Annotated in this window: 14 protein-coding genes; 13 read left to right on the top strand and 1 reads right to left on the bottom strand. The window is 66.3% G+C overall.

Annotation, left to right across the window (positions count from 1 at the left end):
* Positions 1–45 precede the first annotated feature (45 nt).
* The 11 genes from ACE3N6_RS06635 (at position 46) to nudB (ending at position 11,234) form a co-directional block, all read left to right on the top strand.
* Positions 46–1,326 (top strand): HlyC/CorC family transporter, encoded by a 1,281-nt coding sequence (locus tag ACE3N6_RS06635; RefSeq protein WP_374244405.1) that lies wholly within the window; start codon positions 46–48, stop codon positions 1,324–1,326.
* A gap of 84 nt (positions 1,327–1,410) precedes the next feature.
* Positions 1,411–3,126: a type IV-A pilus assembly ATPase PilB gene (gene pilB / locus ACE3N6_RS06630; RefSeq protein ID WP_374244404.1), complete on the top strand. Its 1,716-nt coding sequence runs from the start codon at positions 1,411–1,413 to the stop codon at positions 3,124–3,126.
* Positions 3,127–3,148: 22 nt separating this feature from the next.
* Entirely contained in the window at positions 3,149–4,393 is a 1,245-nt protein-coding gene (locus ACE3N6_RS06625; RefSeq protein WP_374244403.1) for a type II secretion system F family protein, read from the top strand.
* Between the two features lie 19 nt (positions 4,394–4,412).
* On the top strand, positions 4,413–5,261 hold the full coding sequence (locus ACE3N6_RS06620; protein ID WP_374244402.1) for an A24 family peptidase: 849 nt from the start codon (positions 4,413–4,415) through the stop codon (positions 5,259–5,261).
* 119 nt (positions 5,262–5,380) lie between these two features.
* Positions 5,381–5,647, top strand: coding sequence for an FmdB family zinc ribbon protein (locus tag ACE3N6_RS06615; RefSeq protein ID WP_374244401.1), 267 nt, complete (start codon positions 5,381–5,383; stop codon positions 5,645–5,647).
* Between the two features lie 23 nt (positions 5,648–5,670).
* On the top strand, positions 5,671–6,309 hold the full coding sequence (locus ACE3N6_RS06610) for a DUF502 domain-containing protein (protein WP_374244400.1): 639 nt from the start codon (positions 5,671–5,673) through the stop codon (positions 6,307–6,309).
* Positions 6,310–6,361: 52 nt separating this feature from the next.
* The gene (aspS, locus tag ACE3N6_RS06605) at positions 6,362–8,152 is read left to right on the top strand and encodes an aspartate--tRNA ligase (protein WP_374244399.1); all 1,791 of its coding nucleotides are present in this window, start codon (positions 6,362–6,364) and stop codon (positions 8,150–8,152) included.
* A gap of 138 nt (positions 8,153–8,290) precedes the next feature.
* Positions 8,291–9,907 carry a tetratricopeptide repeat protein gene (locus ACE3N6_RS06600; protein WP_374244398.1) on the top strand — a complete coding sequence of 539 codons (1,617 nt, stop codon included), beginning with the start codon at positions 8,291–8,293 and terminating at the stop codon, positions 9,905–9,907.
* Between the two features lie 52 nt (positions 9,908–9,959).
* Positions 9,960–10,337, top strand: a complete 378-nt coding sequence (locus ACE3N6_RS06595; RefSeq protein ID WP_374244397.1) for a ribonuclease domain-containing protein — start codon at positions 9,960–9,962, stop codon at positions 10,335–10,337.
* A 64-nt stretch (positions 10,338–10,401) separates the two neighbouring features.
* Positions 10,402–10,785: a barstar family protein gene (locus ACE3N6_RS06590; RefSeq protein ID WP_374244396.1), complete on the top strand. Its 384-nt coding sequence runs from the start codon at positions 10,402–10,404 to the stop codon at positions 10,783–10,785.
* A complete protein-coding gene (nudB, locus tag ACE3N6_RS06585) occupies positions 10,782–11,234 on the top strand; it encodes a dihydroneopterin triphosphate diphosphatase (RefSeq protein WP_374244395.1) in 453 nt (150 codons plus the stop codon). Before ACE3N6_RS06590 ends, nudB begins: the two co-directional genes overlap by 4 nt.
* Here nudB and ACE3N6_RS06580 read toward each other — a convergent pair.
* Entirely contained in the window at positions 11,221–11,424 is a 204-nt protein-coding gene (locus ACE3N6_RS06580; protein ID WP_374244394.1) for a cysteine-rich CWC family protein, read from the bottom strand. The genes nudB and ACE3N6_RS06580 overlap by 14 nt on opposite strands.
* A 137-nt stretch (positions 11,425–11,561) precedes the next feature.
* Between ACE3N6_RS06580 and ACE3N6_RS06575 the strand changes: the two genes are divergently transcribed.
* Both ACE3N6_RS06575 and argB read left to right on the top strand, forming a co-directional pair.
* Entirely contained in the window at positions 11,562–11,975 is a 414-nt protein-coding gene (locus tag ACE3N6_RS06575) for an Hsp20/alpha crystallin family protein (RefSeq protein WP_374244393.1), read from the top strand.
* Between the two features lie 116 nt (positions 11,976–12,091).
* Positions 12,092–12,991, top strand: coding sequence for an acetylglutamate kinase (gene argB / locus ACE3N6_RS06570; protein WP_374244392.1), 900 nt, complete (start codon positions 12,092–12,094; stop codon positions 12,989–12,991).
* Positions 12,992–13,104: the final 113 nt, after the last annotated feature.

Here is a 13,104-nt window from a genome sequence, read left to right as displayed (position 1 = left end):
CCGGCCTGAATACTCGGGCGCACTCCCCAACCGAAACCGCTCCGCTTGGACGCCATCCCCCTTTCGGCCCAGTCGGCGATCCTCGTCACGCTGCTGGCACTCTCCGGTTTCTTCTCGATGGCCGAAACGGCCATGATGGCGGCCAACCGCTATCGCCTGCGCTCCGCTGCCAGCCTGGGCTCCCGCGGGGCGCGTCTGGCGCTTGACCTGCTCGACCAGACCGACAAGCTGCTGGGCATCATCCTGCTCTTCAACAACCTCGTGAATGCCGCCGCGGCCACGCTGGTCAGCGTCATCACGATCCAGCTCTTCGGCAGCGAGGAATGGGTGCTCGGCGTGAGCACCCTGGCGGTCACCTTCCTGATCCTGGTGTTCTCCGAGATCACCCCAAAAGTGATCGGCGCCAACCACGCCAACCGGCTCGCCTGCGTGGTGAGCTACCCGCTGTCGGCGCTGCTCAAGAGCCTGTACTCCGTCGTGTGGTTCGTGAACCTGTTCGTCGCGGGGCTACTGCGCCTGCTCCGCCTGCAGCCCACCGGCAGCCAGGACGCCCACAGCCTGTCCACCGAAGAGCTGCGCACCATGGTCCTGGAGTCCGGCGCCTTCATCCCGCCCAAGCACCGCAGCATCCTGGTCAACCTCTTCGAACTGGAAGACATCACCGTCGAGGACGTGATGACCTCGCGCAGCCAGATCGAGGCGGTCAACATCGCCGAGCCCATGGACGTCATCCAGGGCCACCTCGCCACCTGCTACCACACCCGCCTGCCGGTGTTCGACGGCGAGATGAACGCGGTGATCGGCATCCTCCACGTGCGCCGCCTCCTCGGCCAGACCCTCGGCCACGGCCTCTCCGTCGCCGACATCCGCGGCATGCTGTCGCGGCCCTACTTCATCCCGGCCAGCACGCCGGTGTACTCCCAACTCCAGTTCTTCCAGGAGAACCGGGAGCGCCTCGGGCTGGTGGTGGACGAGTACGGCGAACTCCTCGGGCTCGTCACCCTCGAGGACATCATCGAGGAGCTGATCGGCAAGTTCACCACCGGCGCGCCGGACGCCGCCGACAAGCTCACCTGGCGCGAAGACGGCAGCGTGATCGTCGACGGCAGTCAGCACCTGCGCAACCTGAACCGCCGGCTGGGGCTCGATCTTCCCGTCGACGGCCCCAAGACGCTCAACGGCCTGCTGCTCGAACACCTGCAGGACATCCCCGAAGCCGGCGTGTCGATCAAGATCGCCGGCATCCCCATCGAGGTGGTCCAGGCCGAGGATCGTCGCATCAAGACCGTGCGAATATTCCGCACTGCTGCGAAAAAGTCGCCATAAAACGTGTCGCGGCTTTACAAGCCCTCGCCCTGACGGCATGATCCGGGCACGTTCAAGGCCGTTCACCTTCAAAGACGCTCCGGCATGTCAGCCACTCCCCACGCCGCCCTGAGCGGCCTCGCCCGTGCCCTGGTACAACATGGCCGGCTCCTCGAAGCCGAAGCCCTGCAGTGCACGTCCGGAACGGGCAACCCCAACGATTTCGTCCTCGAGGTCATCAACCGGGGGCTGATGAGCGCCAACGATGTGGCGCGCTTTGCCGCCGACACCTTCGGCACCCCGGCCCTCGACCTCGCCGCCTTCGAGCAGTCCCATCTGGCCATCGACGCCATCGACCGCAAGCTGATGCTCAAGCATCAGGTGGTGGCCCTCGGTCGCCGCGGCAACCGCCTGGCCCTGGCCCTGGCCGATCCGTCCAATCTGCGCATCCTCGACGAGATCCGCTTCCAGACCGGCCTCGCCGTCGATCCGGTGGTGGTCGAGGCGCCCAAGCTCGTCGCCCTCGTCGAACACCTCTCCGAAACCGCCTCGGCGGCCCTGAAGGATCTCACCGGCGAAGAGTTCGACATGGACCTCCTCGGCCAGGACGGTCTGGCCGACGCCCCCGTGATCGAGGAGAGCGCCTCGGAGGTGGACGACGCGCCGGTCGTGCGCTTCATCCAGAAGCTGCTGATCGACGCCATCAACGAAGGGGCGTCGGACATCCACTTCGAACCCTACGAGAAGTACTACCGCATCCGCTTCCGCACCGACGGCATCCTGCGCGAGATTGCCCAGCCGCCGCTGGTGCTGAAGGAAAAGATCGCCGCCCGCATCAAGGTCATCTCCCGGCTCGACATCTCCGAGAAGCGCATCCCCCAGGATGGCCGGATGAAGCTCGTGCTCTCCAAGAACAAGTCCATCGACTTCCGGGTGTCCACGCTCCCCACCCTGCACGGCGAGAAGATCGTGATGCGGATCCTCGATCCCACCTCGGCCATGCTGGGCGTCGACGCCCTCGGTTACGAGCCGGATCAAAAGGCCGCCCTGCTCGATGCCGTCTCCCGCCCCTACGGCATGGTGCTCGTCACCGGCCCCACCGGCAGCGGCAAGACGGTGTCGCTCTACACCTGCCTCAACATCCTGAACAAACCCGGCGTCAACATCAGCACCGCCGAAGACCCGGCGGAAATCAACCTCCCCGGCATCAACCAGGTCAACGTCAACGAAAAGGCCGGCCTCACCTTCGCCTCGGCGCTGCGCTCCTTCCTCCGCCAGGATCCCGACGTGATCATGGTGGGCGAAATCCGCGACCTCGAAACCGCCGAAATTTCGGTCAAAGCCGCCCAGACCGGCCACCTGGTGCTGTCCACCCTGCACACCAACGACGCACCGTCGACCCTCGAACGCCTAAAGAACATGGGCGTCGCGCCGTTCAATATCGCATCGTCGGTCATCATGATCACCGCCCAGCGGCTCGCTCGCCGTCTGTGCACCTGCAAGCAACCGGTCGACATCCCGATCGAGGCGCTCATTTCAGCGGGTTTCAAGGAAGAAGACATCGACGGCACATGGCAGCCCTACGGCCCCAAGGGCTGCGAACGCTGCAAAGGCTCCGGCTACAAGGGGCGGCTGGGCATTTACCAGGTGATGCCGATCTCCGAAGAGATCGCACGTATAATCATGACGAACGGCAACTCGATGGATATCGCAGCCCAGGCCCAGCTCGAAGGCGTGCGGGATCTGCGCCAGTCCGGACTGCTGAAGGTGAAGCAGGGGGTCACGTCGCTGACCGAAGTCCTCGCCTGCACGAACGAGTGATCGCTTCACGCGGAAATTATTGATGGCCACTGCACCGAACAAGAAACCCCCTGCCCGAACCGCAACCGCAGCCCGCGAACACCTGTTCGTCTGGGAAGGCAAGGACAAGACCGGCAAGATCATCCGTGGCGAAATGCGCGCCACCACCGAGACCGTCGTCCAGACCGTGCTGCGCCGGCAGGGCATCCTCGCCCAGAAGATCCGCAAGCAGGCCTTCTCCCGCGGGCGCGCCATCACCGACAAGGACATCGCACTGTTCACCCGGCAGCTGGCCACGATGATGCGTTCGGGCGTGCCGCTGCTCCAGTCCTTCGACATCGCCATCAAGGGCTGCGGCAATCCGTCCCTGGCACGCCTGCTCAACGACGTCCGCGCCAACGTGGAGACCGGCAGCAGCCTGTCCCAGGCCTTCCGGCGCCACCCGGTACACTTCGACGCCCTGTTCTGCAACCTGGTCGCCGCGGGCGAACAGGCCGGCATCCTCGACGCCCTCCTCGACCGTCTCGCCACCTACAAAGAGAAGATTCTTGCCATCAAGAGCAAGATCAAATCCGCGATGTTCTACCCGGTGGCCGTGGTGGTGGTGGCCGCGCTGGTCGTCTCGGTGATGATGCTGTTCGTCGTTCCCGAGTTCAAGAAGGTCTTCGCCAGCTTCGGCGCCGACCTGCCCGCCCCCACGATGATGGTGATCGGCATTTCCGACTTCTTCGTGGCCTACTGGTACATCTTCTTCGGGATCATCCTGGGCGTGGTCCTCGGCATCTCGTACGCCTACAAGCACTCGGTGCAGATGCAGGTGGCCGTCGACCGGATCACCCTGCAGATCCCGGTCATCGGCGAGGTGGTCCGAAAGGCCACCATCGCCCGGTGGACGCGCACCCTGTCCACCATGTTCGCCGCCGGCGTCCCCCTCGTCGAGGCCCTCGACTCGGTGGGCGGCGCCGCCGGGAACGTGGTCTACCGGCAGGCCACCAAGCAGATCCAGTCCGACGTCAGCACCGGCACCAGCCTCACCGTGGCAATGCAGAACGCCCTGGTCTTCCCGACCATGGTGGTCCAGATGGTGTCCATCGGCGAGGAATCCGGCCAGCTCGACTCCATGCTCAGCAAGGTGGCCGACTTCTACGAACGGGAGGTGGACGACGCCGTCGCCGGCCTGAGCCAGCTGCTCGAACCGCTCATCATGGTGTTCCTGGGTGTCGTCATCGGCGGTCTGGTGGTCGCCATGTACCTTCCGATCTTCAAGATCGGCGCCGTGGTCTCCTGACCCGCGCCGCCCCTCCAGCATGGACATCTTCAAAGACCCGCTGGTCTTCACGGCGCTTTGCGCCCTGCTCGGCCTGTTCGTCGGCAGCTTCCTGAACGTCGTCATCCACCGGCTGCCGGTGATGATGGAGCGGGAGTGGCAGGCCGAGGCGGCCAGCCTGCGCGGCGAATCGCCCCCCGAACAGCCCCGCTTCAACCTTGCCACCCCGCGCTCCCGTTGCCCCCACTGCGGGCATCTCATCGGCGCAATCGAGAACATCCCGGTGGTGAGCTACCTGCTGCTGCGGGGCCGCTGCCGTCACTGCAGCGGGCCGATCAGCCCCCGCTACCCCCTTGTCGAGTTCTTCTGCGCGCTGGCCTCGGGCTTCACCGCCTTTCATTTCGGCTTTGGCATGCAGGCGGCCGGCGCACTGGTCTTCGTCTGGGCAATGGTCGCCCTCTGCTTCATCGACCTGGACACCCAGCTCCTGCCCGACAGCATCACCCTCCCGCTGCTATGGCTCGGGCTGCTCCTCAATCTTGGCGGCACCTTCACCGATCTGCCCAGCGCAGTGGTCGGCGCCGCGGCCGGTTATCTGTCCCTGTGGTCCGTCTTCTGGCTGTTCAAGCTTGCCACCGGCAAGGAGGGCATGGGCTACGGAGACTTCAAGCTGCTCGCGGCCATCGGCGCCTGGCTGGGCTGGCAGATCCTCCCCCTCGCCATCCTGCTGTCCTCGGTGGTGGGCGCGGTGGTCGGCATCGCCCTCATCCTGTTGCGCCAGCACGGCCGCGAAATCCCCATCCCCTTCGGCCCCTACCTCGCCGCGGCCGGTCTGCTGGCCCTGTTCTGGGGCGCCCCGCTCACCAGCGCCTACCTCGGAATGCTCTGAGCGCCCCGCGCCGGCGCTTGAAACAGGCCGGTTCGTCCCCATTTGCACCATAGCGGGCTGGTTTCGCCCGATGTTGCGATGCGCTAAACTTCGTCCCAATCGACTTTCCGGAGCTCGTCATGCCCATCTACGAGTATCGCTGCAGCGCCTGCGGCCATCAAAAAGATCATCTTCAGAAAATGAGCGACGCCCCGCTCACCGTCTGCCCCGCCTGTGGCGCAGAAGCCTACGCCAAACAGATCTCCGCGGCCGGCTTCCAGCTCAAGGGCAACGGCTGGTACGCCACCGACTTCAAGGGCGGCTCCGGCGCCAGCCCGAAAACCGAAACGGCCAAATCCGACAGCCCCGCCCCCACGCCCTGTGGCGGCAGTTGCGCGTGCCACTGACACCGACGCGCGACCGCTGCTGAATGAAAAAATACTTCGTAACCGGCCTGCTGATCTGGATTCCGCTCGTCATCACCTTCGTGGTGCTGGCGTGGATCGTCACGACCCTCGACCAGATCCTGCTGCTGGTTCCGCCCACCCTCCGCCCGGATGCCCTGTTGGGCTTCCACGTCCCGGGGATCGGGGTGGTCGTGTCGCTCGTCGTGATCGTCGCCACCGGCCTTGCCGCGGCCAACTTCGTCGGCCAGCGGCTGGTGCGCTTCTGGGAGAGCCTCCTGTCGCGCATCCCGGTGGTCAAGTCGATCTACTACAGCGTCAAGCAGGTGTCCGACACCCTGCTTTCGAGCAACGGCCAGGCTTTCCGCAAGGCGCTGCTCATCCAGTACCCCCGCGAGGGCATGTGGACCATCGGCTTCCAGACCGGCGCCCCCGGCGGCGACGCGGCCCGTCATCTGGGCAGCGATTTCGTCAGCGTGTATGTGCCCACCACGCCCAACCCCACGTCCGGCTTCTTCCTGATGCTGCCCCGCAAGGACGCCGTCGAGCTCGACATGAGCGTCGATGAGGCCCTCAAGTACATCATTTCGATGGGCGTGGTGGCGCCACCCACGCCCAGCCGGCCCGCAGCGCTCAAACCTGCCGGCGCCCTTCTGAATCAATAACGCGTCTGCCCGGCAGGCGCGTTCCGTTTTCCCAGGAAATAAAGACCCCACCATGCGAACTCAATACTGCGGCCTCGTTTCGACCGCCTACCTCGACCAGATCGTCACCCTCTGCGGCTGGGTTCACCGCCGGCGCGACCACGGCGGCGTGATCTTCATCGACCTGCGCGACCGGGAAGGTCTCGTCCAGGTGGTGTGCGACCCGGATCGGGCCGACATGTTCCAGGTGGCCGAATCGGTCCGCAACGAGTTCGTCCTCAAGATCACCGGCAAGGTGCGCCGCCGCCCCGCCAATACCGAGAACACCAATCTGGTCTCCGGCGAGATCGAGGTGCTGTGCCACGAGATCGAGGTGCTCAACACCTCCGCCACGCCCCCGTTCCAGCTCGACGAGGAAAACCTCTCCGAGACCACCCGCCTCACCCACCGCGTCATCGACCTGCGCCGTCCGCAGATGCAGAAGAACATGATCCTGCGCTACCGCACGGCCATGGCCTTCCGCCGCTTCCTCGACGCCCAGGGCTTCATCGACATCGAAACCCCGATGCTCACCAAGAGCACCCCGGAGGGCGCCCGCGACTACCTCGTGCCCTCCCGCGTGCATGATGGCCAGTTCTTCGCGCTGCCCCAGTCGCCGCAGCTCTTCAAGCAGATGCTGATGGTGGCCGGCTACGATCGCTACTACCAGATCGTCAAGTGCTTCCGCGACGAAGACCTGCGCGCCGACCGTCAGCCGGAATTCACCCAGGTCGATATCGAAACCTCCTTCCTCACCGAAGCCGAGATCACGGCGATGATGGAAGAGATGATCCGCACCGTCTTCAGGGAAGTGCTGGCCGTCGAGCTGCCCACCCCCTTCCCGCGCATGACCTACGCCGAAGCCATGGCCCGCTTCGGCTCCGACAAGCCCGACATGCGCGTCACCCTCGAACTCACCGACGTCACCGACGCCGTGGCCGACGTCGCCTTCAAGGTCTTCAGCGGCCCCGCCACCTCGGGCGGCCGGGTCGCCGCCATGCGCGTGCCGGGCGGCGCCAGCCTCACCCGCGGCGAGATCGACGAATACACCAAGTTCGTCGGCATCTACGGCGCCCGCGGCCTCGCCTACATCAAGGTGAACGACGTCACCCAGGTGAACGAAGCCGGCCTCCAGTCGCCCATCGTCAAGAACCTCCACGAAACCGCGCTGCGTACCATCCTCGAGCGCACCGGCGCCCAGTCCGGCGACCTCATCTTCTTCGGCGCCGACAAGACCAAGGTGGTGAACGACGCCCTCGGCGCCCTGCGCATCAAGCTCGGGCACGAGAAGGGCTTCGTCAACGGCAAGGCCTGGGAACCGCTGTGGGTCGTCGATTTCCCGATGTTCGAATACGACGACGAAGACAAGCGCTGGACCGCCTGCCACCACCCCTTCACCAGCCCCAAGGACGAGCACCTCGACCTGCTCGCCACCGATCCGGGCAAGTGCCTCGCCAAGGCCTACGACCTCGCCCTCAACGGCTGGGAAATCGGCGGCGGCTCGGTGCGTATCCACCGCGCCGACGTGCAGGAGAAGGTCTTCACCGCCCTCAATATCGGGCCGGAAGAACAGCAGGCCAAGTTCGGCTTCCTGCTCGACGCCCTCAAGTACGGCGCGCCCCCGCACGGCGGCCTCGCCTTCGGTCTCGACCGCATCGTCACCATGATGACCGGCGCCGAATCCATCCGCGACGTGATCGCCTTCCCCAAGACCCAGCGCGCCCAGTGTCTGCTCACCGACGCCCCGTCGCCGGTGGACGAGAAGCAGCTGCGCGAACTGCACATCCGCCTGCGCCAGAAGGCGCCGGACGCACCCGCGGCCTGACCGCCGTCGCGCTCACGCGCACCAAAAAGGGGCAAACGGTTCGCCGTTTGCCCCTTTTTCTTGCATCAACCTATCAAGATTCACCCTCGCCGGCCGTTTGCATCGATGCCTCGTCCATCCCATGCCTGACCTGCGTCCGTGATCGATCTCGACACCATCTCCGCCCTCATCGTCGAAGCCAATCCGAACATGCGGACGCAGCTTCGCAACATGCTCAACATGAGCGGCATCGCCAAGGTGCAGTTCGCCGTGTCGGCGGGCGTCGCGGTGCGCAAGCTGCGGGACAGCCGCTTCGACCTGATCCTCTGCGAGTACCACATCGGCGATGGCCAGGACGGCCAGCACCTGCTCGAAGACCTGCGCCACAACGGCATCATCCCCCTGTCGACGCTGTTCGTCATGGTCACCGGCGAGCGCCAGTACGAGCGGGTGGTGAGCGCCGCCGAGCTGGCGCCCAACGACTACATCCTCAAGCCCTTCGCCGCCGACACGCTCCACGAGCGCATCCTGCGCGCCCTCGATAAGCGCGACGCCTTCATGCCGGTGTACCGCCTGATCGAGGTGGGCAACGTGCCCGACGCCATCGCCACCTGCGCCGAGGCCGAAGGCAAATACCCCCAGTGGGCCCTCGACTTCCTGCGCCTGCGAGCCGAACTCCAGGTGGCCAGCGGCCAGGCCGACGCAGCCCAGCGGCTCTACGAGCGCATCCTCGAAACCCGGAGCGTCCCGTGGGCCCGTCTTGGCCTCGCCAAGACCCTGTTCATGCAGAAGCGCTACGACGAGGCCAGCGACATGCTGCAGGCCCTGGTCAATGAGAACGACCTCTTCGTGGACGCCTACGACTGGCTCGCCCGCACCCGCGAGGCCGCCGGCAACCTGGAGTCGGCCCGTCACATCCTGGCCAACGCCACGGCCCTGTCGCCCCACCGGATCGGTCGCCTGCGGCGCCTGGGCGAGCTGTCCATCGAGACCGGGGATCACGAGGAGGCCGAACGCATCCTCAGCGAGGTGGTGCGCAAGGGCAAGTATTCCGACTTTCGCGACCCCGAAGACCACGTCCGCCTGCTCCAGGCCCAGCTCGGCAAAGGCGACACCACCCAGGCCGAAGCAACGATCCGCGATCTCGAACGCTCCATGGCCGGGCTCGACAAGACGCGCTCCTGCTCCACCCTCTCAAGCGCCCTGGTCCACGTCAAGAAGGGCGACACCCAGCGGGCCGGCGAAGCCCTCAAGACCCTCCTGGCCGAACAGGGCGCCGCTCAGGCCCTCTCGCCCAAGCTCAAGGGCGAACTCGCCCGCGCCTGTTTTGCCAGCCAGCTCGACGACCACGGCGCCGAAGTCGTCCTCGACATCATGCGCAACGCCCCCGACGAGCGCTCGGTCGAGAAGACCAAGGCCATGCTCAAGGAAGTGGGCAAGGAGAACCTCGGCGAACAGCTCGCCGGCCAGATCGACGGCGAAGTGCGCGATCTCGTCTCGGAAGGCGCCCGCAAGGCCCAGAGCGGCGACTTCGACGGCGCCGTGCAGTTCATGCTGAGCGCGGTGCGGCGGATGCCCGGCAACACCCACGTCCTGTTCAACGCCACCCTGGCCCTCCTCAAGCACATCGAGCACTGCGGCTGGAACGAGCGCTTCGCCGAGCAGGCCCGCGGCATGATGGAGCGCGCCCGCCTGCAGGACCCGGGCAGCAGCCGTCTGCCCGCCCTCACCGCCTACTACTACAACCTCCTCAAGAAGTACGGCATTCAGGCCTGAGCCGCTGGCTGCTAAACTGGCGGGACATCCGCTTCCCGCCCGATTCGCCGCCATGTTCGTCCGCCTGTTCCGCCTTGCCCTTCTCATCGTGCTGCTGGCCGCCGGCAGCGCCCACGCCCGCGACTTCCTCGACTGGCGCAGCAACGGCATCGACACCGTTCCGGTGGCAGAACTGCCCCGCGAGGCCCGGGAAACCCTGGCCCTGATCCACCAGGGCGGCCCCTACCCCTACCGCCGCGACGGCATCCCCTTCCAGAACCGGGAAGGCCGCCTGCCCGAAGCCGCCCGCGGCTACTACCGGGAATTCACCGTCACCACCCCCGGCTCCCGCGACCGGGGCGCCCGGCGCATCGTGAGCGGCGGCAACCCGCCCACGGTTTTCTACTACTCCGACGACCACTACCGCAGCTTCCGCCGCATCCGGGAGTAAAACCATGCCCGCGCCGGATTTCCACTCACTGCTCTCCCGGTCCGAAAGGGCCGGGATCCACCGCATGCCCTACGCCGCCGACCTCGCCCTCGAAGAAGCCGCCGAGAGCCTCGAATACCCCGTCCACCGCGTCGACCTCGCCCGGGTCACCACCAAGGAAGCCTTCCTGGCCGCGGTGGGCGAAGCCCTGGCCTTTCCCGACTGGTACGGCCACAACTGGGACGCCCTGGCCGACTGCCTCACCGACCTGTCGTGGATGGCCGCCGATGGCTACGTGATCGTCCTCGACCACGCCGACACCTTCGCCGCAGCCAGCCCCACCGACTTCGCCACCGCCCTGTCGATCTTCCAGGACGCCGCCGACACCTGGCGCGAAGACAACATCCCTTTCTGGACCCTCGTCGGCACCGCGTCGGGCGACATGGACTGGATGCAGGATCTGGCGTGAGCCCCGCGTTCAAGCAGCCCGTCTCGGTGCTGGTGGTGATTCACACCCCGCAACTGGAGGTGCTGCTGCTGGAGCGCGCCGGCAGCCCGGGCCTGTGGCAGTCGGTCACCGGCAGCCGCGAGGGCGACGAGGCCCTGGTCGCCACCGCGCTGCGCGAAGTGGCCGAAGAGACCGGCATCCGCGCCGCGCCCGAGACCCTCGCCGACTGGCAGCTCGCCAACCGCTTCCCGATTCTCCCCCGCTGGCGCGGCCGCTACGCCCCCGGCGTCACCCACAACACCGAACACCTCTTCAGCCTGTGCGTGCCGGGCATCGTGCCGGTCCGCATCGCCCCCGACGAGCACACCGCCGCCGGCTGGCTTCCCTGGCAAGAGGCCGCCGCGAAGGTCTTCTCGTGGACCAACCGCGACGCCATCCGCCTGCTCGCCCGCCGCCTCAGCGCCGCCTAGCCGCCTCGACGCGCTTCTTCAGGCAATCCGGGCAGTAGCAGCGCCCCGCCTGCTCATCGTCCGGCACCGCCAGCACGGGCGGGAAGGCCGCGCACCAGCACGTCGTCTCGCCGGCATTCATCCCGCAGGTGAAGGCCGCCCCGCACGCCGGGCAGATGTTGGTCGGGGCAGGGTCGGGGCGGGTTTCCATGGTGCGGCGTTCTCCTCGTTCAGCCCCCCGAGTGTACCCCGCAGCGGGGCTTGAAGTCCGTCGACGGCAACCCCATGTACGGATCGGAGAGGGCACCACCGCCCTCGACACCGCAACCGGAACAAGGAGATCTACGAATGAGCAACATGACTCGCCGCGACCCTCTGGACGACTTCTTCCGCGGTTTCTTCGTGCGCCCGGTCGAATACGGCGCGCCGGCCGAAGCCCCCCAGATGCGTGTCGACGTCAAGGAAGCGGACGACGCCTTCCTGGTGCATGCCGAGCTTCCCGGCATCAAGAAGGAAGACATCCACGTGCACATCGACGGCCCGGTGGTTTCCATCAGCGCCGAACGCAAGCAGGACAAGGAAACCAGGGAAGGCGAACGGGTGCTGCGCACCGAACGCTACTTCGGCCAGGTGTCCCGCAGCTTCCAGCTCGGTCAGGACGTGGATGAAGCCAAGGCGTCGGCCAGATTCACCGACGGTGTGCTGGAACTCAGCCTGCCCAAGAAGACCGCTCCCCAGGCGAAGCGCCTCGTCATCGACTGAGATCGTAAAACGCCGTTGCAATCTCGAAAGCGGGAAGCCTGTGCTTCCCGCTTTTGGTTTGCGGGCCCCGTCATTACAATCGCGGCTACCCGCAACCAACCTGCGCGCAGACAACCATGAGCCAGCATCTCGACACCTCCGACCTGTCCCCGGCCCAGAAGGCCGCCATCATCGCCGAAGCCCTGCCCTACATCCGCCGCTTCCAGGACAAGACCCTCGTCATCAAGTACGGCGGCAACGCGATGACCGATCCGCACCTGAAGGAATGCTTCGCCCGCGACGTGGTGCTGCTCAAGCTGGTCGGCTTCAACCCGGTGGTCGTCCACGGCGGCGGCCCGCAGATCGAGACCATGCTCTCCCGCGTCGGCAAGAAGGGCGAGTTCGTCCAGGGCATGCGCGTCACCGACGCCGAGACCATGGAAGTCGTCGAGATGGTGCTGGGCGGTCAGGTGAACAAGGAGATCGTCAGCCTCATCAACCAGGCCGGCGGCAAGGCTGTGGGCCTCACCGGCAAGGACTCCAACTTCATCCGGGCCAAAAAGCTCAAGATGGAAGACAAGGATCACCCGGGCGACCTGATCGACATCGGCCAGGTGGGCGACATCACCCAGATCGACCCGAGCCTGATCTCCTTCCTCGATCAGGGCGACTTCATCCCGGTGATCGCCCCCATCGGCGTAGGCGAAGAGGGCGAGAGCTACAACATCAACGCCGACGTGGTGGCCGGCAAGCTGGCCGAGATCCTCAAGGCCGAAAAGCTGGTGCTCCTCACCAACACCCCCGGCGTGCTCGACAAGGCGGGCAAGCTGCTCACCGGCCTCACCCCGCGCGACATCGACGGGCTGGTCGCCGACGGCACCCTCTCCGGCGGCATGCTGCCCAAGATCGCATCGGCGCTCGACGCCGCCCGCAACGGCGTGAAGAGCGTGCACATCATCGACGGCCGCGTCGAACACTGCCTGCTGCTCGAAATCCTCACCGACCACGGCGTCGGCACGATGATCAAGAGCAAGTAAGCGCTCGCCGCCAGCCTGGCAAGCCAAAAGGGGCCGCGCGCCCCTTTGCTGTCTCCGCCCCCGGGCCGGCAGCCCCGCCGCCCCAAACCCCGCCCGCGAACCAGGGGGGCCGG

Origin of the sequence: Zoogloea sp., assembly GCF_041904905.1 — a bacterium.
Lineage (GTDB): Bacteria > Pseudomonadota > Gammaproteobacteria > Burkholderiales > Rhodocyclaceae > Zoogloea.
Note: the sequence above shows the minus strand (reverse complement) of the source record. Positions and strands in the feature narration are given on the sequence as shown.